The organism is Ideonella sp., from assembly GCF_041287625.1.
Taxonomy (GTDB): domain Bacteria; phylum Pseudomonadota; class Gammaproteobacteria; order Burkholderiales; family Burkholderiaceae_C; genus Ideonella.
The window spans coordinates 1-19,165 of the sequence record NZ_JBGGNH010000049.1 but is presented as its reverse complement, the minus strand read 5'-3'; the positions used below and the strand labels follow the sequence as shown (position 1 = coordinate 19,165).

General features: G+C 66.1%; 13 protein-coding genes and 4 pseudogenes. 6 read left to right on the top strand and 11 right to left on the bottom strand.

Annotation, left to right across the window (positions count from 1 at the left end):
* The first annotated feature begins 212 nt into the window (after positions 1 to 212).
* The 4 genes from ACAH41_RS18370 to ACAH41_RS18355 all read left to right on the top strand — a co-directional run bounded on the left by ACAH41_RS18370 (position 213) and on the right by ACAH41_RS18355 (position 5,372).
* The gene (locus tag ACAH41_RS18370) at positions 213 to 1,790 is read left to right on the top strand and encodes an aldehyde dehydrogenase family protein (protein ID WP_325648391.1); all 1,578 of its coding nucleotides are present in this window, start codon (positions 213 to 215) and stop codon (positions 1,788 to 1,790) included.
* Positions 1,791 to 1,857: 67 nt separating this feature from the next.
* Positions 1,858 to 2,802, top strand: coding sequence for a tripartite tricarboxylate transporter substrate-binding protein (locus tag ACAH41_RS18365; protein ID WP_325648730.1), 945 nt, complete (start codon positions 1,858 to 1,860; stop codon positions 2,800 to 2,802).
* Between the two features lie 7 nt (positions 2,803 to 2,809).
* Positions 2,810 to 4,888, top strand: coding sequence for an acetate--CoA ligase family protein (locus ACAH41_RS18360; protein WP_325648390.1), 2,079 nt, complete (start codon positions 2,810 to 2,812; stop codon positions 4,886 to 4,888).
* Positions 4,889 to 4,955: 67 nt separating this feature from the next.
* Positions 4,956 to 5,372: a helix-turn-helix domain-containing protein gene (locus ACAH41_RS18355; RefSeq protein ID WP_325648389.1), complete on the top strand. Its 417-nt coding sequence runs from the start codon at positions 4,956 to 4,958 to the stop codon at positions 5,370 to 5,372.
* A gap of 51 nt (positions 5,373 to 5,423) precedes the next feature.
* Here the strand turns inward: ACAH41_RS18355 and ACAH41_RS18350 are convergent.
* The 7 genes and pseudogenes from ACAH41_RS18350 to ACAH41_RS18320 form a co-directional block, all read right to left on the bottom strand.
* Positions 5,424 to 5,987, bottom strand: a pseudogene (locus ACAH41_RS18350) (IS110 family transposase); the annotation flags it as partial.
* A gap of 299 nt (positions 5,988 to 6,286) precedes the next feature.
* Positions 6,287 to 8,496, bottom strand: a pseudogene (paoC, locus tag ACAH41_RS18345) (aldehyde oxidoreductase molybdenum-binding subunit PaoC).
* On the bottom strand, positions 8,493 to 9,446 hold the full coding sequence (locus tag ACAH41_RS18340; RefSeq protein WP_325648388.1) for a xanthine dehydrogenase family protein subunit M: 954 nt from the start codon (positions 9,444 to 9,446) through the stop codon (positions 8,493 to 8,495). Before ACAH41_RS18340 ends, paoC begins: the two are co-directional and overlap by 4 nt.
* Positions 9,443 to 10,123, bottom strand: coding sequence for an aldehyde dehydrogenase iron-sulfur subunit PaoA (gene paoA, locus ACAH41_RS18335; RefSeq protein ID WP_325648387.1), 681 nt, complete (start codon positions 10,121 to 10,123; stop codon positions 9,443 to 9,445). The genes ACAH41_RS18340 and paoA overlap by 4 nt, the downstream gene beginning before the upstream one ends.
* A gap of 207 nt (positions 10,124 to 10,330) precedes the next feature.
* On the bottom strand, positions 10,331 to 10,477 hold the full coding sequence (locus tag ACAH41_RS18330) for a DUF2255 family protein (RefSeq protein WP_325648386.1): 147 nt from the start codon (positions 10,475 to 10,477) through the stop codon (positions 10,331 to 10,333).
* 71 nt (positions 10,478 to 10,548) lie between these two features.
* A pseudogene (locus ACAH41_RS18325) lies at positions 10,549 to 10,731 on the bottom strand (DUF2255 family protein); the annotation flags it as partial.
* A 153-nt stretch (positions 10,732 to 10,884) separates the two neighbouring features.
* Positions 10,885 to 11,898 (bottom strand): antibiotic biosynthesis monooxygenase, encoded by a 1,014-nt coding sequence (locus tag ACAH41_RS18320; protein WP_325648385.1) that lies wholly within the window; start codon positions 11,896 to 11,898, stop codon positions 10,885 to 10,887.
* Between the two features lie 136 nt (positions 11,899 to 12,034).
* Between ACAH41_RS18320 and ACAH41_RS18315 the strand changes: the two genes are divergently transcribed.
* Together ACAH41_RS18315 and ACAH41_RS18310 are read left to right on the top strand one after the other, a co-directional pair.
* Complete coding sequence (locus tag ACAH41_RS18315; RefSeq protein ID WP_325648384.1) at positions 12,035 to 13,012, top strand: AraC family transcriptional regulator; 978 nt, start codon at positions 12,035 to 12,037, stop codon at positions 13,010 to 13,012.
* Between the two features lie 195 nt (positions 13,013 to 13,207).
* Positions 13,208 to 14,719 (top strand): annotated as a pseudogene (locus ACAH41_RS18310) (IS630 family transposase).
* Positions 14,720 to 15,174: 455 nt separating this feature from the next.
* Here ACAH41_RS18310 and ACAH41_RS18305 read toward each other — a convergent pair.
* The 4 genes from ACAH41_RS18305 to ACAH41_RS18290 all read right to left on the bottom strand — a co-directional run.
* Positions 15,175 to 16,122, bottom strand: coding sequence for an AraC family transcriptional regulator (locus ACAH41_RS18305; RefSeq protein WP_325648382.1), 948 nt, complete (start codon positions 16,120 to 16,122; stop codon positions 15,175 to 15,177).
* Between the two features lie 13 nt (positions 16,123 to 16,135).
* Positions 16,136 to 17,539 carry a D-arabinitol 4-dehydrogenase gene (gene dalD / locus ACAH41_RS18300; RefSeq protein ID WP_325648381.1) on the bottom strand — a complete coding sequence of 468 codons (1,404 nt, stop codon included), beginning with the start codon at positions 17,537 to 17,539 and terminating at the stop codon, positions 16,136 to 16,138.
* Between the two features lie 81 nt (positions 17,540 to 17,620).
* Positions 17,621 to 18,349 (bottom strand): SDR family oxidoreductase, encoded by a 729-nt coding sequence (locus ACAH41_RS18295; RefSeq protein WP_231013127.1) that lies wholly within the window; start codon positions 18,347 to 18,349, stop codon positions 17,621 to 17,623.
* Positions 18,350 to 18,372: 23 nt separating this feature from the next.
* Positions 18,373 to 19,165 (bottom strand): TOBE domain-containing protein (locus tag ACAH41_RS18290; protein WP_325648380.1); only part of this gene is annotated, 793 nt, incomplete at its 5' end.

Below are 19,165 nucleotides of genomic sequence, written 5' to 3'. Positions count from 1 at the left end.
TAGCCGAACTTACCTCGGCTGCCATAAAAGGCGACTCGACATCGGCTGGCGACACGCGGAACATGCCGTGTCGATCCCCATCGTGGCACGCCTCGTTGTCGTGATCGACAGCAGCCTCGGCATCTGCCGTCCTGACACGGGAGTCCGGCGTGCTCAAGGTGCTCACTGGCCTGGGGCCAAAGTGAGGCCGGTGCTGGTGGCGCCTGTGCAGGTTGGCGACGGCGGGCACTGCTTCCATTGACCTTTTTGTCGACCGGCCGAGACAAGCCGGATCGGCCTTTCCGCTGAACCGAAAGACCATGCAAACTTCTGCAGCCACAGTCCACGAGCGCCCAGCCTTCCTGGGCTCCACCAAGCAGCTGCTCATCGGCGGCCAATGGGTGCCCGCCGCTTCCGGTGAGGCCTTCGATACCTTCAACCCGGCCGATGGCACCGTCATCGGTCGGTTGGCGCGCGGTGGCCCGGTGGACATTGACCGCGCAGTCGCAGCAGCCCGTGCCGCTTTCGAGGGCCCCTGGAGCCGCTGGAAGCCGATCGAGCGGCAGCGCCTGCTGCTGCGCATCAACGATCTGCTGCTGGCGCACGCCGAAGAGCTTGCGGTGCTCGAGACCATGGACATGGGCGCGCCGCTCTCGCGCACTCGTTCGACCGTGCAGTGGATCTCTCAGACCATCCTGCACTTCGCTTCGTGCACCGGCGCGGCGACGACGACCACGTCCGGCCATTCGCTGCCCGGAGAGGTGATGGCTCTGACCCACAAGACCCCGCTGGGTGTCGTGGGCGGCATCATTCCGTGGAACGGGCCGCTCGGTGGCCAGTGGTGGATCCTCGGGCCGACGCTGGCCACGGGCTGCACCTGCGTACTGAAGCCGGCCGAGGACGCCTCGCTGTCGGTGCTGCGCTTCGCCGAGATCATGGCCCAGGCGGGTGTGCCCGACGGCGTCATGAACATCGTCACCGGCTACGGCAGCGAGGCGGGTTCCGCGCTGGCGGCGCATCCTGGCGTGGACAAGATCTCGTTCACCGGCTCGACGGAGACCGGGAGGAAGATTGTCGCGGCCTCGGCCGGCAACCTGAAGCGTCTTCAGCTCGAACTCGGCGGCAAGTCCCCGGACATTGTCTTCGCCGATGCAGACCTCGACATCGCGGTGCCCGGTGCCGCCATGGGCGTGTTCTCCAACAGCGGCCAGATCTGCTATTCCGGTACCCGGCTGTTCGTGCAGCGCCGGGTGCAGGAAGAGTTCGTCGAGCGACTGCGGCATTTCAGCGCCGGACTCAAGGTGGGGAACGGGCTGCAGCCGGACGTCGACCTCGGCCCGCTCATCTCGGCGCGCCAGCTCGACAGGGTGATGGGCTACGTGAAGATCGGCAGCGAAGAGGGCGCGGTGCTTGCCGCCGGGGGCGCGCGCCTGGGTAACGAGCTGGCCAATGGGTACTTCGTCGAGCCCACGGTTTTCTCGGACGTGGCCAACACCATGGCAATCGCACGGGAAGAGATCTTCGGCCCTGTGATCTCAGTGATCCCCTTCGACACGGTGGACGAGGTGCTGAAGATGGCCAATGACTCGGAGTTTGGTCTGGCCGGCGGCGTCTGGACTCGCGATCTGAGCACTGCACATCGAGTCTCGCAAGGCATCCGCTCAGGCACGGTCTGGGTGAACTGCTACGGCATGGTCGATCCGACTGTCGGCTTCGGTGGCTGCAAGGCCAGTGGCTACGGCTGGAAGGGGAGTACCGAGCATGTCGAAAGCTTCCTGCAGCGCAAGGCCGTCTACATCAACCTGAACTGAACCACTGAGTTGCAGACAGTGCAGCGGAGGACGAGCAGTGAAATATCTCAGGCAAACGATCGCGGCCATGGGCTTGCTGGCCACGAGTTCGGCCGCCCTGGCCCAGGCCTACCCGAACAAGCCGATCCGTCTGGTCGTTCCCTTCGCACCCGGCGGTTCAACCGATGTGGTGGCGCGGGTGATCGCTCCCTCGATGGGCCGCAAGCTCGGGCAGACCGTGATCATCGAGAACCGCCCTGGCGGCGGCGGCGTGACTGCCACCAACGAGGTTCTCCGGTCGCCACCCGATGGCTACTCTTTGGCCATGGCCACGCCGTCTACGACGGCTGCCAATCCGGCCATCAGCACCAAGGCGCCCTACGGTCCTGCCGACCTCACCGCCATCATCGACGTTGCTGCGACGCCCACAGTCATTGCCGTCAATCCCAGCTTCCCGGCCAAAGACTATGCCGGCTTCTTGGCGGAGTTGAAGCGCAAGCCCGCCAGCTACGCCTATGCCTCGTCGGGCATGGGCGGCATCAGCCACCTGCAGATGGAAACCTTCAAGAGCCTGACCGGCGTGTTCATCACGCACATTCCCTACCGTGGTGCGGCACCGGCCCTGAACGATACGGTAGCGGGCCAGGTCCAGGTTGTGATGGATGCGCTGCCTTCGGCGCTGCCATTCATCAAGGCTGGCAAGTTGGTGCCGATGGTGGTCGCATCGCCCGAGCGTTTGAGCGACTTCCCGGACGTGCCGACCTTTGCCGAGGTCGGGCTGGCCCCAATGAACCGCATGTCCGCCTTCGGCATCGTCGGTCCCAAGGGCATGCCTCCCGAGCTGGTACGCAAGATCAATGAAGCGGTGCGCGCCGCGCTGGAGGAGCCGGCGGTCCGGCAGCAGATCGAGAGGAGCGGCGCGATGGTGATCACCGGCTCGCACGAGCAATACACGGCGGAGATCAACAGCGAGTTTGCGCTGCTCAAGCGGGTGGTGGCCGAGCGCAAACTCACCATGGACGGCTCAAACTGAGGCCCCGATGAGCGACATCTACTCTCTCGAACGCTTCTTCCGCCCGCGCAGCGTGGCCATCGTGGGCGCCTCGCCGCAGGCTGGCTCCCCCCGCAACGCGATTGTCAAAGTACTGCTCAAGCATGGCTTCGAAGGCCGCGTCTACCCTGTCAGCCCGACCCATGCCGAGGTTGAAGGGCTGGCAACCTTCAAGTCGGTGGCCGAACTGCCCGAGACACCCGACGTGGCACTCGTCATCACCCCCGCCCACACGGTGCCGGACATCGTCGCGCAGTGTGGCGTGAAGGGCATTCGCCATGTGATCGTCTTCAGTGCCGGCTTCGAGGAGACTGAGGCTGGCAAGGTCCACGCCGCCCGATTGGTGGAGGCAGCCGCCCGCTGCCAGGTGACCGTGATGGGCCCGAACTGCCAGGGCGTCTGGTCAGTTCGCAACAAGAGCATGCTGACCTACAGCCCGGCTCTGCAAAACCTGGATGCGGTCCAGCATGCGCCGATCGCCGTGGTCAGCCAGAGCGGCGCCCTGGCCGGTGCCATCGGCAATGCGATGCAGCGCAACGGCATCGGCTGCTCGTACATGGTCAGCGTTGGCAACGAGACCTGCCTGGACGCGCTGGAAGTGCTCGACTGGGTGGTGGACCAGGACGACGTGCGGGTCGTGGCGCTCTACATCGAGGGCTTGAACGACGCCCACCGCATGCTCGGCATCGCGCAGAAGGCGCGCCGGCGCGACGTGCAGATCGTCGTGCTGAAGGCCGGCCGATCGGCGATGGGCCAGCAGGCCACGGCCTCCCACACCGGCAAGATTGCGTCCTCTCATTCGGTCTATGCGGACGTACTGGAGCAGGCGGGGGTCATGTCGGTGGACAGCCTGGTTGACCTGCTGCTGGCGGTCGAGGTGCTGTCGTTCATGCGCGCTCCGCGGGCGAGCGGCGATCCGAAGGGCGGCATTTCGGTGCTGAGCTCGTCAGGCGGCGCTGGCGCACTGCTGGCCGACCACAGCAGCCATTGCGGCGTCCCATTGACCGAGTTTGGCGACGCCACCACGGTGCGACTTGAAGCCCTGCTGCCCGACTTCGCGCGCAAGGCCAACCCGATTGACCTGACCGGGCAGATCAATACCGTGGCGAACCTGTTCCGCGACACCTGCCATGCGATCGCGGACGATCCCCGTACCGAGGCCATCGTTGTGCAGTACGCCAGCAGCGGCAGGAGGTATCTGCAAGAAGATGCAGCGGTGTTCAAGGCCCTGGGCAGCCAGCTTCCGGTGATCGTCAGCTTCGTCGGCGAGACCATGGCGCCGGAGGCCCGGCGGGCGTTCCGCGAAGCCGGTGTGCTGCTGGCTGCCGATCCGTCGACCACCATGCAGGCGCTGTCGTGGCTCTACCGGCGCATGCGGTACCGGGCGCTGCCCGCGGTGCGCGAGCGGGTGGCGCTGGTGCCGCGTGCAGCCCCTTCAGACTGGGACCGCACGATGCGGTTCTGCGAGGACGGCGGCATCACCCCGGCCCGCTGGACGGTGTTGGGCGCTGGCGACCGGGCGGCGCAGGCCTGTGCCGACATGGCCCTTCCGCTGGTGGTCAAGGTCCTGCCTTCCGAGGCCGAGCACAAGACCGAACTCGGCCTGGTGCGTTTGCGGGTGGGATCGTTCGACGAGGTGGACCTGCTGGCGGCGGAGTTCCGAGCCAGGCTGGGCAGGCCTGGCGCCCGCATTCTGGTGCAGGAGATGGTCGGCGAGGGCGTCGAGGTGGTGCTGTCCTGCCTGAGGGAAACCGACTTCGGCCCCATCATCTCCCTGGGGACCGGCGGCGTCGCGATCGAGCTCTACCGCGACGTTGCCCACCTCGCGCTGCCCGTGACTTCCGCGCAGGTGCGCGCGGCACTGCACAAGCTCAAGCTGTGGACCCTGCTGCAGGGCTTCCGGGGCAAGCCGGCGGCCGATGTGGATGCGCTGGTGAATGCCGCGGTCGCATTCGGCGACCAGTTCTTGGCGGCGTCGGATATCCGCGAGTTCGAGATCAATCCGCTGATCGTCGGTGCACAGGGCCAGGGACTGCGGGCCGTGGATGCGTTGGTGGTAGCCCGCTAGGAACCTATCCGTCAACGATGTTGACACCCAACGGCAACTTGCGGAATGCGAGGATGGCCGCGGCCAGGTGATTGAGGGCGACGAAGCTGCGCGTTCCAAGCTCACCAGCGTCAGGCTGGCGCAGCGCGCGCGCATCGTGCTGCTGGCGGCGCAAGGCCTGCGGAACAAGGACATTGCCGAGCAATTGGGGATCGGTCGCGTGCAGGTGGCGCGCTGGCGCGAGCGCTATCTGGAGTTGGGGCTCGAAGGCATCAAACGCGACCTGCCGCGCGGTGCTCCGCCGGTGAAGGTGGATTCCGCCAAGCTGGTGAAGCTGGCCACCCAAACCCCACCGCCTGCGGCCACGCACTGGAGCACCCGCAAGATGGGCGAGGTGCTGGGGTGTCGCGCTACTCGGCCTCGCATGTTGCGTGATCTGCGTTCCCAAGACCACAGCGTTTTGTTAGTCGCTCTTAATGTGGAAGACACCCACCTCCCGACGTGACTGAGCCTGACCTGAGGCTGGCCGGGACCGCGGGGTCAGCGGGGAAGCGGGTTTCAGGCGGCGGCGGGCGTGGCGATGAAGCCATGCCCGCGCACTGGCCCCGTGGATGTCGGACACCAGCACGTTGATGCGAATGCCCGCGTCCACCAGCACCTTGTGCAGCCGGTTCTTCTCCGCGCTGCACATGCCCACCAGCTTCTGTCGCTGGCGCGCCACCAGGCGAAGCTGGCGCATCTGCACCGGCGGGATGAAGGAGGCGCGCAGCAAACCCGCGCGCGCCAGCGTGGCCAGCCACTGCGCGTCGGCCATGTCGGTCTGGCGACCAGGCACGGCCTTGACGTGGCGTGCGTTGACCACCCAGGCCATGATGCCCACGGCCCCCAGCGCCGCGAACGGGCTCTTCCAATACACCCCCGTGCTCTCCATCACCACAACCTCGGGCGCGATCTCCAGCGCCCACGCGGCGAGCGCGCGGCGGTCGCGTTTGAAGGCGCCGAAGTCGCGCTTGGTGACCTCCACGCGGCCATCGTCGTGCTCGACGACAGCGCACGCGGTGATCTTGGCCTGGTGAACGTCCAGCGCAATGACGCGCTTGTGCATCGGGGTCAGATCCATTGCCTGGGCTCCTGCAGCTTGAATCACAATCACAAGCGTGCGGGCCAGCACTGGTGCCGCCGACCAATGGCCTGCCGGGCAAGCCCGGCGGCTCTCTTTAATGTGGGCTGTCAGGTGTGCCCCGACCCTGCCGGGTCCGGGCAACCCTCGCAGGCAATCCTGGGTACGAGTGGTCGGCAGCGGGTCAAGTTAGCGATCGCGGTCAAGTGCCATCAAAAGTTTGACCGACCTCTACCCGCGCTGGCCCGCACACCCCAGTGTCTTCCATCATCCAGGGTGACCCGCAAGGGACATGACAGTTAGCTCACGGCTGGCAGCAAGTGCAGATACTTGTCGAGCGTGATCGGGTATTCGCGCACCCGCACCCCGGTCGCGTTGTAGACCGCATTCGCGATCGCCGCCGGCACGCCGCAGATGCCCAACTCGCCGACGCCCTTCGCCTTCATCGGCGACATCGTTGGGTCGACCTCGTCGAGGAAGATCACCTCCTGATGCGGAATGTCGGCATGCACCGGCACCTCGTAGCTCGCCAGATCGTGGTTGATGAAAAGACCATGGCGCTTGTCGACCACCATGTCTTCCATCAGCGCCGCGCCGGCGCCCATCGTCATTGATCCGATCACCTGGCTGCGCGCCGCCTTGGGGTTCAGGATGCGACCGGCAGCGCAAACCGCCAGCATGCGCCTGATGCGGATCTCGCCAGTTGCTGAATCGACGCCGACCTCGACAAAGTGCGCGCCGAAGGTCTGCTGCGAATACCTTTTCGACTGATTGCCATAGGTGATCTCGTCTTCGCCAGTCAGGTCTCCGGCGGCCGCGGCCTCGCCGAGCGGGACGTGGCGGCCGCCTGCGCGGACCTCGCCGTCGGCGAACTCCGCTTCCGCACCCTCCATCCCGAGCCTCCCTGCCACGGCCTCGCGCAACTTCAGGCAGGCGGCATAGACGCCCGAGGTGGACGAAGCGGCGCCCCATTGACCGCCGGAGCCCGGTGATTCGGGGAAGCTCGAATCGCCGAGCCGCACCTTCACCTTGTCCACGGTCACGCCCATCATCTCCGCGGCAGTCTGCGCAATGATCGTGTAGCTGCCGGTGCCCACGTCGGTCATGTCGGTTTCCACAGTCACGATCCCATCGCCGCCCAGCCGTACGCGCGCCGCGGACTTGGCGATCAGCGCACCGCGCAACGCCGAGGCGACGCCCACGCCGATCAACCAACGCCCTTCACGCTTCTGCGCGGGGGGGTCTGCAGGGCCTGCCACCCGAAGCGCTCGGCGCCTTGGGTCAGGCACTCGTTCAGCTGCCTCGCCGAGAACGGCCTCGCCGGGTTCTCGGGATCGACCCGGGTGTCGTTCAGCACCCGGAATCGAACCGGATCGATGTCGAGCTTTTCCGCCATCTCGTCCATCGCGATCTCCAGCGCCATCATCCCGCTGGCTTCACCCGGAGCGCGCATCGCGTTGCCCTCGGCCAGGTCGAGCACGGCGACGCGAAGGTGCGTCATCCGGTTCTCCCCTGCGTAGAGCGAGCGTGTCGACGCCGTCGTCGGTTCAGAGCGGCCACCCCGCAGATTGCCCGACCAGCCTTCATGACCGATCGCGGTGATGCGGCCCCCGGGCGTCGCCCCGATGCGAATGCGCTGGATCGTCGCCGGCCGGTGCGTCGTGTTGTTGAACATCAGTGGCCGCTGCAGAGCGACCTTCACCGGCCGCTTTGCCGCGCGCGCACCCAGCGCGGCCATCACGCAGTCCGAAATCACCGTGCCCTTGCCGCCAAAGCTGCCGCCGATGAAGGGCGCGACGATGCGTATGTTCTGCTTGGGCATGCCGAGGATGCGCGCCAGGTCGCGCAGGCCCCAGTTGAGTTGCTGGATCGGGCTCCAGCAGATGAGCTTGTCGCCCCGCCATTGGGCGATCGTCGCGTGCGGCTCCATCATCGCGTGCGCATGGGCGGGCGTGCTATAGGTCGCGTCGAGCTGCACCGGTGCCGCGGCGAAGGCAGCCTCGAAGTCCCCGACGTGCGACTGCGGCGGCGGACCGAACGCTGCTGGCTGGGGCGTCACCGCCGTCGCCTTGGCCGCGGCGAGGTCGAACGCCCCGGGCTCGCTGGCGTACTTCACGCGCAGCAGGTTCGCACCTGCACGCGCTTGTTCGAAGGTCTCGGCGACGACCAGGGCAATCGCCTGGTGGTAATGGTCGACCCGGGGGCCGGCAAGAGGCCGGTCGACGTAGAACTCACCGGTGCCGACGGGGCCTGCGTTCTCTGCCGTCACGAGGGCAATCACACCCGGCGAGGCTTTCGCAGCCGAGGCATCGATCGCTTCGATGCGGCCCTTCGCGATCGCGGCGCCGACGATCACGCCGTAGGCCGGGTTCACGACCTCCGCATGCTGCTCATAGGCGTAGGACGCGGCGCCGGTGACTTTCAGCTTGCCGTCGATCCGGTCGGTCGCATGGCCGACGACCTTCAGTCGATCGATCGGATTGATACCGGCAGGTTCATCGAACTTCATGCGGTCCTCGCTTCCGCCATGACCGCGGCGAGCGTGCGCTCGACCAGCGGGATCTTGAACGCGTTCTCGTGGGTAGGTCGAGCGCCGACCAACAGGTTGGCTGCCACGGCCTTGGCCCCGTTGGGCAACAAGGATTCGGCCATTGCCGAGCGCCACGGCTTGGGCCCGACGCCACCCACCGCGACGCGCCCCGTGCCATCGCGTTGCATCACGAGAGCGATCGAGACCAGCGCAAACGCATAGGAGGCCCGGTCTCGCACCTTGTGATATCGATGCGTACCGCCCGTCGGCGCGGGCAGCGTGACGGCTGTGATCAGTTCACCGGGAGTCAATGCGTTCTCGATGTGCGGCGTAGCGCCGGGCAGCCGGTGAAAGTCGGCGATCGGGATGACCCGGGTCGCGCCCTGCGCATTCAAGGTCTCGACGTTCGCATCGAGCAGCCGCATCGCTACCGCCATGTCGCTCGGGTTCGTCGCGATGCACGTATCGCTCACGCCGACGAGACCGAGCGAACGGCTCGCCCCGCCGAGCGCCGCGCACCCCGCGCCGGGCTGGCGCTTGTTGCACGCCAGGTTGGTGTCGTAGAAATACGGGCAGCGCGTGCGCTGCAGCAGGTTGCCGCCGGTCGTTGCCTTGTTGCGCAACTGGCCCGAGGCGCCGGCCACGATGGCGCGCGACAGCACCGCGTAGTCGCGCCGCACGCGCATGTCGCTCGCGAGCGCCGTGTTCGACACCAGTGCGCCGATGCGCAGGCCGCCTTCCGCTGTCGGTTCGATCTTGTCGAGGCCGAGGCCGTTCACGTCGATCAGATGCGTGGGCGTCTCGATCTCCAGCTTCATCAGGTCGAGCAGATTGGTACCGCCGGCGATGAACCGGGCACCCGGGCTATTCGCCGCAGCCATCGCGGCGGCTTGGCGCGACACCGCGCGCTCGAAGGTGAAGGCTTTCATGCCGGCCTCCTCGGCACGCCGTCGGCGACCTCGATGATCGCGTCGATGATGTTCGGATAGGCTGCGCAGCGACAGATGTTGCCGCTCATGCGCTCGCGCAGTTCCGCCGCCGAGAGCAGCGGCTGCACCGCGATGTCCGCGCCGACGTGGCTGGGTACTCCGGCCCGGATCTCGTCGAGTACGGCGATGGCCGAACAGATCTGCCCGGGCGTGCAGTAGCCGCACTGGAAGCCGTCGTGCTTGATGAACGCGACCTGCATCGGATGGAGACGCTCCGAGGTGCCGAGGCCTTCGATCGTCGTGATCTTCGAGCTGCCGTGCATCACGGCGAGCGACAGGCACGAGTTGATCCGTTGGCCATCGACGATCACGGTGCAGGCGCCGCACTGGCCGTGGTCGCAGCCCTTCTTCGTGCCGTACAGGTGGAGGTGCTCACGGAGTGCGTCGAGCAAGGTGGTGCGGTTGTCCAGTGTCAGCGGATGCGTCTCACCGTTGATGTCGAGGCTGATGGTGCTCATCGGGACTGCGGTGGGTGTGACAGGCGAGTCCGCCACGCCGGGTCCGCTCGGCATTGTTGCGGCCCGGGCCGCAGTAACCGTCGCGGAGGCCCCCACCGACGAGGCGCCGACGATCAGCAAGTCCCGCCGTGAGATCGGCAGTTCGGAGGGGGAAGTCATAGGGCGAGTTCCTCTGTGGGTCGCTGGCCCGTCAGGCACCAGGGAGAAGCAAGGTCGGGATCGGTTGAAGGCCTCGATACGGCAACAGGTCCGAGCCGCAAACGCACGTGGCTACGACACGAATGATCGCGTCGGTGGGTTCCTGGATCTGCGGAGCGGCGCACTCCTCGAAGCGAATGTCCCCCGGGTCGTGCAGAACGGCGGCCTTCACTGCGGGGCTCCCGTCCGTGCTGTGGGATAGACCCGGACCGTGGCCTCCCGCGCGCCGCCGCTGACCATCGGCGCGAGGTACCGACTGCCGCTGTACTTGGTACGATAGGCGTCGTCAATGCGGGTGTTGATGGCGCCTTCCACCGGCTCGAATCGCAGTCATGGGTTTGCCCTCCCGCGATGATTCGGCCCGCGCGCTGCCGCAGCGCCGCTTGGTACCAGCGCGACGACCGGCCGCTGTATGCGCGAACGAAGAGGTCGCCATCGACGGCAACGCACCAGATCCATGTCGGCGTTCCCGTGGTCACGCCGTCTTCCCGAAATGGCGCGATCTTCAGGTCGTCCTGGGCGACGATGCGTTCGAGATCGGTCGTCGGCCAAGGGTCGGCCTTCGCCATCGTGTTCAGTGTCGTCGGAGTCACGTTCACCCTCGTGGTCCGGCCAGTCACAACGAATTTAGTTCCGACCCGCCGAGGACACTAGACGGCCGCGAGCGCATGGGCCTATCACCGTGGTTCATGAATCGAGGCGACAGCGGCACTTCGCTCGATTCAAGGGGCGACCCCTTCGACGATGAAGACACGTGACGTGGCCGAGCGCTGCCGAATGGGCCGCAGCGCGCGATACGCAGGGGAGTCGTACCAGGCCTGGGCCTGCGCCAAGCTCGGGAACACGATCATCACGATGCGTTGCGCCGGCGCTCCTTCGAGCGAGGAACGCTGCCCGCCGCGCACCGCGTACCGTCCCCCGAACGGCGCGAACGTCGACTCGACGGCGGCGCTGTACGGCTTGATCCCTTCGGCGTCGGTGAGCTCGAACTCGGAAAGGTAGAACGCCGGAGCCGTCGCGGCCTTCAGTGCCGGCGGGCGTACCGCGATCACGACCGGCGTCGCCTCGATCAGGTTGCGTCCGGTGATCATCGGCCCCGTGGTCTCCAGGTACTTCCTGAAGTGCGGCGTGTCGCGGTGCCGGAGGTATGCGTCTTCATCGGCGTAGATCTCGATGAAGCGGACCTGGTTGGGTGCGTCTTTCAGGGCAACGGCATAGATGGCGGCGACGCCGGGCTCAACCCGAATCGAGGCTTCGATCTCTTCGCTCACAGCCGCCTTGTAGGCATCCAGGCGGGCAGGATCGATCTGCAGATCGGCCGTGCGAACGACAGGATTCGAAGGCATCGATGGCTTCGCGCCGAGCAGCACCGGCACCACGTCGATCAACGTGCGCGACGTTGTCATCGCGTCGGTCACGGCCCGGAACTTCTCGAAGTGAGGCGTGCGCAGATGCGATGCGTAGGCGTCAGCATCCTGGTACATCTCGAAGACACGGATGTGCGCCGGATTGCCTTTTTCGGCCACGGCATGCAGCGCGAGCGCTCCCGGCTCGTCGCGCATCACTGCTTCGGCGTGCTGCGCGGATGCCACCTTGAAGGCCTCCAGCCGAGATGGGTCGATCTGCAGATCTGCCAGCCGCACGAACGGCACGGGTTGCGCCTGAGCGTGAGACGAAGACTGAAACAACGAGCCAAGGATCAGCGTACTCGCCGCCAGGAATTGATTGAGGTTCATCGGATGTTCGTCAGGTTGATGTGGGGAATTCTGCGTAGGCGCAGAGACATTCGTTAGTGCGATCCGCTCGATCCATTGCCCGATCCTCCTGTTCTGACACCTTTTTGGGCAGAATCTGGATGAGGCCTGCGCTACGATGATCCTCATGGAACCCAGGCCACCACGCAGCCGTGCCGACGCCGATCGGCGTTTCGAGTCAGCGCGTGCCGCGCTTGCCGCGCGCATCGCCGGCTGGACCGTCGGCGTCGAACAGATCGACACCGCCAACCCGAGCTTGACGCTTTACCGGCACGACGCTCCGACCGACGCGATGAGCTGCATGGTTCAGCCGGCGATCGCCTTGACGGTGCAAGGCGCGAAGCGTGCGTTGCTCGGTGACGAGGTGTTCGACTACCACCCGCATCGCTTCCTGATCACGTCGCTCGATCTGCCGGTCGTGTTGCGCGCGGTGAAGGCGAACAGCGAGACGCCGTACCTGAGCGTCGTGCTCAGGCTCGACCCGCGTGCCATCGCGGAACTGATGACGCAGATCGAGGTGCCGCCACCGTCGCGTGCACAGCCGGTCACGCACGGCATCGTGCTCGGAGAGACCACGACGCCGTTGCTGGAAGCGTTCGACCGGCTGGTGCGACTGCTGGATGAGCCGGCGACAATCCCCGTGCTCGCACCGCTGATCCAGAAGGAAATCTTCTACCGTGTGCTGATGAGCGACCAGGGTGCACTGCTCTGGCAGATGGCCTCGTTCGGCAGCCATGGACACCGCGTTTCGCGGGCGATCGACTGGTTGAAGTCGAACTTCGCCGAGCCCTTGCATGTCGAGGAACTCGCGGCCGAGGTGCAGATGAGCCCTTCGAGGTTTCACCATCACTTCCGCCAACTCACGTCAATGAGCCCGCTGCAGTTTCAGAAGTGGCTGCGCCTCAACGAGGCACGTCGCCTGATGCTCACGGAGAGCATCGATGCGTCCAACGCGGCGTTCCGCACCGGCTATGAAAGCGCATCGCAGTTCAGTCGTGAATACAGCCGCGAGTTCGGTGCGCCACCGCGGCGCGACATCGAGCGGCTGCTGCGAACGCGTGATGCTGAAGGCTCCGCGAAAGCGGTGCGTGCGTAGGCCAATCGCGTCCCAGCAGGAGCCCTGTTCACTCGCGATCAGCGATCAGTTCGATCATCGCGGGCATCGGCTCGGCCTGTCGCAGCACCGCCGTGCCTCTGTCGATCGTGCCTAGTGTAGTGTTTTGTTCTTGAGTGAACTTAAATGCATTACCCATCTCCAATGCTCTACTACAGTTTGCATTGGAGAGAGCAATTGCGAGTTGCCCCGACGATTGAGCTGACGGACGAGCAAGAAAGCGAGCTGAGGAAGCTGTCGAATTCCAAGCTAACCAGCGTGCGCATGGCTGAACGCGCGCAGATCGTGCTGCTGGCTGCGCAGGGCCTGCAGAACAAGGAGATCGCAGAGCTTCTTGGCGTCGGACGGGTGCAGGTCGCGCGCTGGCGCGAGCGCTACTTGGAGTCGGGGCTGAGGCATTGAACGCGATCTGCCGCGCGGCGCGCCGCCGGTCAAGGTGGACGTGGCCAAGCTGGTGGAGCTGACGACGCAGACCACGCCCGAGGCGGCCACGCACTGGAGCACGCGCAAGATGGCGGCGATGCTCGGCGTCAGCCCCAGCACCGTGATGCGTCATTGGCAGGCCAACGGCCTGAAGCTGCATTTGGTGCGCGGCTTCAAGATCTCGCGCGATCCGAAGTTCGTCGAGAAGCTCGAAGACATCGTGGGCCTGTACATGTCGCCGCCGGAGCACGCCTTGGTGCTGTGCTGCGATTAGAAGAGCCAGGTGCAGGCACTTGATCGCACACAGCCGGGGCTGCCACTCAAGAAGGGCCGCGCGGCCACCATGACGCACGACTACAAGCGCAACGGCACCACCACGCTGTTCGCCGCGCTCAACGTGCTCGATGGTCAGGTCATCGGCCAATGCCAGCAGCGACACACCCACGCCGAGTGGCTGAAGTTCCTGCGCAAGATCGACCGCGAGACACCCAAGGACAAGACGCTGCACCTGATCGCTGACAACTACGCCAAGCACAAGCACCCCGCCGTGCAGGAATGGCTGGCCAAGCACCCGCGATTCAACACGCACTTCACGCCAACTTCGACGCGTGGTTGAACATGGTGGAGCGCTTCTTCCGCGATCTGACCACCGAGCGGCTGTGCCGGGGTGTGTTCACCAGTGTGCCCGAACTGGTGGCGGCGATCGATGAATACGTCGCTCACCACAACACCGACCCCAAGCCGTGGTGCTGGGACATGACGTTCTTGCCCACGGACGTCGCTGCCCGATGGTTCTTCCTGTACCTGATCCTGGACGTTTACAGCCGCAAGATCGTGGGCTTCCAGGTGCACGAAGACGACAACTCGGACCATGCTGCACGGCTCGTGCAGCGCACTGCGCTGGCCGAGGAAATCCACGCGATGCCTCGCGACGAAAGGCCAGTGCTGCATGGCGACAACGGCGCCACGCTCAAGGCCACCACAGTGCTGGCGATGCTGTGGTGGCTGGGGGCGAAGCCTTCGTACTCGCGGCCGCGCGTGAGCGACGACAACGCCTTGGTCGAAAGCCTGTTCCGCACGGCGAAGTACCGGCCGGAGTTCCCCGCTGCGGGCTTTGCCAATCTCGGCGCGGCGCGCGATTGGGCGCGAGAGTTCGTGCATTGGTACAGCAGATGTTGCTCAAGGGCGCGGACCTGTCGGTGCACGATCAGATCGCGCTCGATGCCATCGCCGATCTGCTCAACAACCGGCCTCGTCAAACGCTGAACTGGCGCAGTCCCATTCAGGTGTTCGCAGAGCTCATGCAAGGCATCAACCAACAGGCTCAGGCCACAACCCACTGACATTGCAACGATGCCGAGTGTCGGACTTCAGACCGCAGCCCCAAATTTCGGCAGGCACGGGCAAGACACATGAGCGGCTCAACTGTTGTCGTCACTTTGCGAATGATTGATGTCGCGGCGCCTAGCAGGTACCTGCCGTGCATCGGGTCGCAGGGGAAGACGGCGCGAACCCCGCAGCCATGGCTGGCGGACGCAGCGGGGCAAGCTGCTGCATCCTGTCGGCGGTGGCGCACCACTGCAGCGGATGCTGTTCGCTCGAAATGGGCTACGGCTGCGAGATCGTCAGGGAGCTTGCTGGGGGCGGCGACTTCTGCCGCAGCGTGCCCAACAGCGGCCTGGTGTAGGAGGTGTCGAGACCGATGCGAAGCCTCATGCAGCTCAACTCCTCCGCCCTTCGGGCAGCACGCCGAAGCGTTGACCGGCCTGGCGGCGGAATTCGGTGGGCGTCATACCCTTTATGTCCAGGAACCGGCGGTTGAAGTTGGCGACATTGTTGAAGCCCACCTCGAAGCAGATATGCGTCACCAGCCGGTCCGAATCCATCAGCAGCTGGCAGGCGCGGTTCACTCGGATGCGGTTGACGAAGTCGGTGAAAGTATTGCCGGTAGCGCGGCGGAAGAAGCGCGAGAAGCGGCTTTCGCTCATGCCAAGCTCGGCTGCCAATGCGGCTGCCGAATGTTCCTCGGCCAGGTGACCGGTGATGCGGCTGACCACAGCATGCACGTGGGCCAGCGAGGCATCGTCGCCCGTGCTCTGCAGCTGTACGCTCGACAGCAGCCGGTAGTCAGTGCAGGCCGCCAGGTCTGCCAGGCAGTCGCAGAAGGCGGTCAGCCTGCGCAGCCCACGCGACGACTTAACTCGCTGCCAGTGTGACTCCGCTCGTTCCGACAAACCGAAAAACTCAATTCCGTTCTTGGCGCGCTCCAGTAGCGGCAGAACCTCACGCAACTCCGGGATCGTTTCGGCCGTGCGAACCAGAGGCTCGTGCGAGAACTGGATTACCAGGTCGCGTTGTTCAACGCCGCCGGCTGGTAGGTCCATGCTCACCCAGTTGTGCGGCAGGCGCGGCCCGGTGAGTACCAGTTGCCCCGGCTGAAACGGTCCGATCCAATCGCCAACGAACAGCTTGCCGCTGGTGCTGGTGATGAGGTGCAGCTCGTACTCGTCGTGGTAATGCCAGCGGGCATGCGGCGTGGGGTAGCCGTGCGCGAGGCAGCGCACGAATCCGACCTCACTAGAAGCTTCATAGCCGAGATCAGGCGAGCGGGCGAGTTCGTGTTCGAGCTCGGGGCGTACGACACGCGGGGTCACGGGCTTGAGCGACATCACGGCTCCAGACTCAGACCGCAGCGCGGCGGGCCACAAAGGCTTGCACCTGCGCAAACGCTACGCGCAGCGCATCCAACAGGCGGGCATCGCCGGCCAGCTCGCCCCACAGCGTGGGGTCCGCACCAAACGCGGCCACCGGGTCGGCGGCCTCGCAGATCGCATGGGCCACCGCGGGGTCCATGGCCTGGTCCTGGTAGGCGTAGGGCAGGCCGCCCGCGTGCCAGCGCTGCAGGTAGGCCAGGAACAGTGCAGGCAGCATCGCCACGCTGCGGATGGTGCCGCCCATGGCGAGTTTGTCGCGGATGGTCGGCGCGATCATGCCGGGGATCTTCGAGAACGCATCCATCGCCACGCGCTGGTTGGTGTCCTGGATCGCCGGGTTGCCGAAGCGGTCCAGCACCACGTCGCGGTAGCGGGCCAGGTCCAGCGGGCAGGGCTTCTCGGGCGTGTGCAGCACCGGAATGGCGTCGTCGGTCACGTAGTCGTAGGCCATCTTCCGGATCTCGGCGTCGTGCGTGCCTTCGTGGATGTAGAGGTGGCCCGCCAGCGTGCCGGCCCAGGCAATGCAGCTGTGGGTGGCGTTCAGCAGGCGGATCTTGGCTTCCTCGTAGGCCGCGACCGAATCCACCATATCCACGCCGACCTTTTCCCATTCGGGGCGGCCGGCGATGAAGCGGTCTTCGATCACCCACTGGATGAAGCTTTCGCCCATCAGTGCGGCGGGGTCGTCGCGTCCGGTGGCGGCCTTGACGCGCTCGGCCACATCCGGCGTTGGGCGCGGGGTGATGCGGTCGACCATCGCGTTGGGGCTGGTGGTGTGGGCCTCGACCCAGGCCTTCAGCGCGCTGTCGCCCAGCGCGTCGATGAACTGCAGCAGGCCGCCGCGCGAGCGGTCGCCGTTGTGGCGCAGGTTGTCGCAGTTCAGCAGCGTCACGCCTCCTGCGCCCGCAGCTGCGCGAGCGCGCAGCAGGCTGACCAGGCCGCCGTAGATCGTGTGGCCTGCGCCGCCCGCCTTTACCGCCGCCAGGTCATTGCGCAAGTCGGGGAAAGTGGCCCAATCAAGGCGGTCCTGCGCGTCCAGGTAGTAGCCCGCCTCGGTGACGGTGAAGGAGATGATGCGGGTCGCCGGGTCGGTGCCTGCGGCGATCAGCGGGGCCAAGTCGTCTTGGTAGGGGATCACGCGCTGGATGGATTCGATGCGGGTGTAGCTGCGCTCGCCCTGCGGCGTGATAGTTTCCAGCGTGTAGGCACCGCCCTGCGCCTGCAGCGCGGCAATGGTGTCGAGCATGTCGGGGCGCAGGTTGCCGCCGGTGATGGACCAGCGGGTGTCGCCCGTCTGCCGCAGTTGGTGTACGTAGAGGGCCTGGTGCGCGCGGTGGAACGAACCCAGGCCGAGGTGGAGCATGGTGGACATGGAAAAAGGCCTTCGTGGTCTGACGGCTGCGTTCTGAAAGGCAGGAAAGAAAGGAGAGCCGAGAGAAGGTGAAACAGGGCTTCAGAGGTCGAACTGGGTGGGCATCATCACCACGTCGCGGATCGTCATGCCACGCGGCCTCGTGAGCATGAACAGCACCACATTGGCGACTTCCTCGGCCTCGATCAGGCTGCCGTTGGCCTTGGCTTCGGCCAGCTTCTCGGCCGGCCAGTCGGCCAGCAGCGAGGTGATGACCGGGCCAGGCGAGATCGCTCCCACCCGGATGCCGTGCTTGAAGACCTGGCGCCGCACGGTCTGCACAAAGCAGTTCACTGCCCATTTGGACGAAGCATAGACCGGCTCCCATGGGGTGGGGAAATGCGCTGCCAACGAGCTGGTGACGATGATGTCTCCGGTGCCGCGCCCGATCATGTGGGGCAGCACGTTGTGCACATTTTTCATTACCACGTTGACGTTCAGGTTCAGCATCCGGTCGATCGCCTCCGGGTCGGCGTCGACCAGGTCGCCGCCGACATACAAGCCGGCGTTGGCGTGGAAGATGTCGAGCTGGCCGGTGAGGGCCAGCGTGCGTGCCAGCAGCGTGGCGCACTGGGCCGGGTCCAGCAGGTCCAGCACCACTGGCAGCGCGGTCGAGCCGAGCAACGCGCAGGCGCGTTCCAGCGCCTGGCCGTCGCGGTCGATCAGCACCACCCGGGCGCCAGCCTCGACCATGGCGCGTGCGCTGGCCAGGCCAATGCCCGAGGCCGCGCCGGTGACCGCGGCCACCTGGCCGGCGAGAGGAAGGTTCATGCTCATTTGGGTAGGCTCCGGGCTCAGGCGGTTTGCTGGGCGACCACGCGTCCGGCGGGGTCGAACCAGTGGGCTCGCGAGGTGTCGAACTCCAGGCTGACGGCGGCGCCCGGGTGCAGCGTGGTGCGCTCGTTCTGACGCGCCACGAACTGCGCGCCAGCCGGGGTGCTGACGTAGATCAGGGTCTCGGCGCCGAGCGCCTCGACCAGCTCCACCTGCCCGGCCACCGGCGTGCTGCCCACGGCGCGCACCACGATGCTTTCCGGCCGCAGCCCCATCGCGCCACCGGCGGCGCCGGCCGGAGCCCGCTGCTGCACCGAGGCCGGGGCCTGGGGCAGCGCGACCACGTTCATCTGCGGCGTGCCGATGAACTGCGCCACGAACTGGTTGGCCGGCTTGTCGTACAGCTCCAGCGGCGTGCCGACCTGCTCGATCTTGCCGTCGCGCAGCACCACCACGCGGTCGGCCAGCGTCATCGCCTCGACCTGATCGTGCGTCACGTAGATGGTGGTAGCGCCCAGCTCGCGGTGCAGCTTGGCGATCTCGACCCGGGTCTGGCCACGCAGTGCGGCGTCCAGGTTGGACAGCGGCTCGTCGAACAGGAAGACCTTGGGCGAGCGCACGATGGCGCGGCCGATGGCCACGCGCTGGCGCTGGCCGCCGGACAGCTCCTTGGGCGTGCGCTGCAGGTAGGCGGTGAGGTTCAGGATCTTCGCGGCGCGCTCGACCTTCTCGCGGATCTCGCTTTCGCTGACCTTGGCCAGCTTCAGCGCGAAGCTCATGTTCTCGTACACGCTCATGTGCGGGTAGAGCGCG

What these genes read in the sequence shown, in the direction of transcription:
- ACAH41_RS18365 (WP_325648730.1), top strand. Translation starts at nt 1,858, where the DNA reads ATGGGCTTGCTGGCCACGAGTTCGGCCGCCCTGGCCCAGGCCTACCCG.
- ACAH41_RS18360 (WP_325648390.1), top strand. Translation starts at nt 2,810, where the DNA reads ATGAGCGACATCTACTCTCTCGAACGCTTCTTCCGCCCGCGCAGCGTG.
- ACAH41_RS18340 (WP_325648388.1), bottom strand. Translation starts at nt 9,446, where the DNA reads ATGAAAGCCTTCACCTTCGAGCGCGCGGTGTCGCGCCAAGCCGCCGCG.
- paoA (WP_325648387.1), bottom strand. Translation starts at nt 10,123, where the DNA reads ATGACTTCCCCCTCCGAACTGCCGATCTCACGGCGGGACTTGCTGATC.
- ACAH41_RS18320 (WP_325648385.1), bottom strand. Translation starts at nt 11,898, where the DNA reads ATGAACCTCAATCAATTCCTGGCGGCGAGTACGCTGATCCTTGGCTCG.
- ACAH41_RS18315 (WP_325648384.1), top strand. Translation starts at nt 12,035, where the DNA reads ATGATCCTCATGGAACCCAGGCCACCACGCAGCCGTGCCGACGCCGAT.
- ACAH41_RS18305 (WP_325648382.1), bottom strand. Translation starts at nt 16,122, where the DNA reads ATGTCGCTCAAGCCCGTGACCCCGCGTGTCGTACGCCCCGAGCTCGAA.
- dalD (WP_325648381.1), bottom strand. Translation starts at nt 17,539, where the DNA reads ATGTCCACCATGCTCCACCTCGGCCTGGGTTCGTTCCACCGCGCGCAC.
- ACAH41_RS18295 (WP_231013127.1), bottom strand. Translation starts at nt 18,349, where the DNA reads ATGAACCTTCCTCTCGCCGGCCAGGTGGCCGCGGTCACCGGCGCGGCC.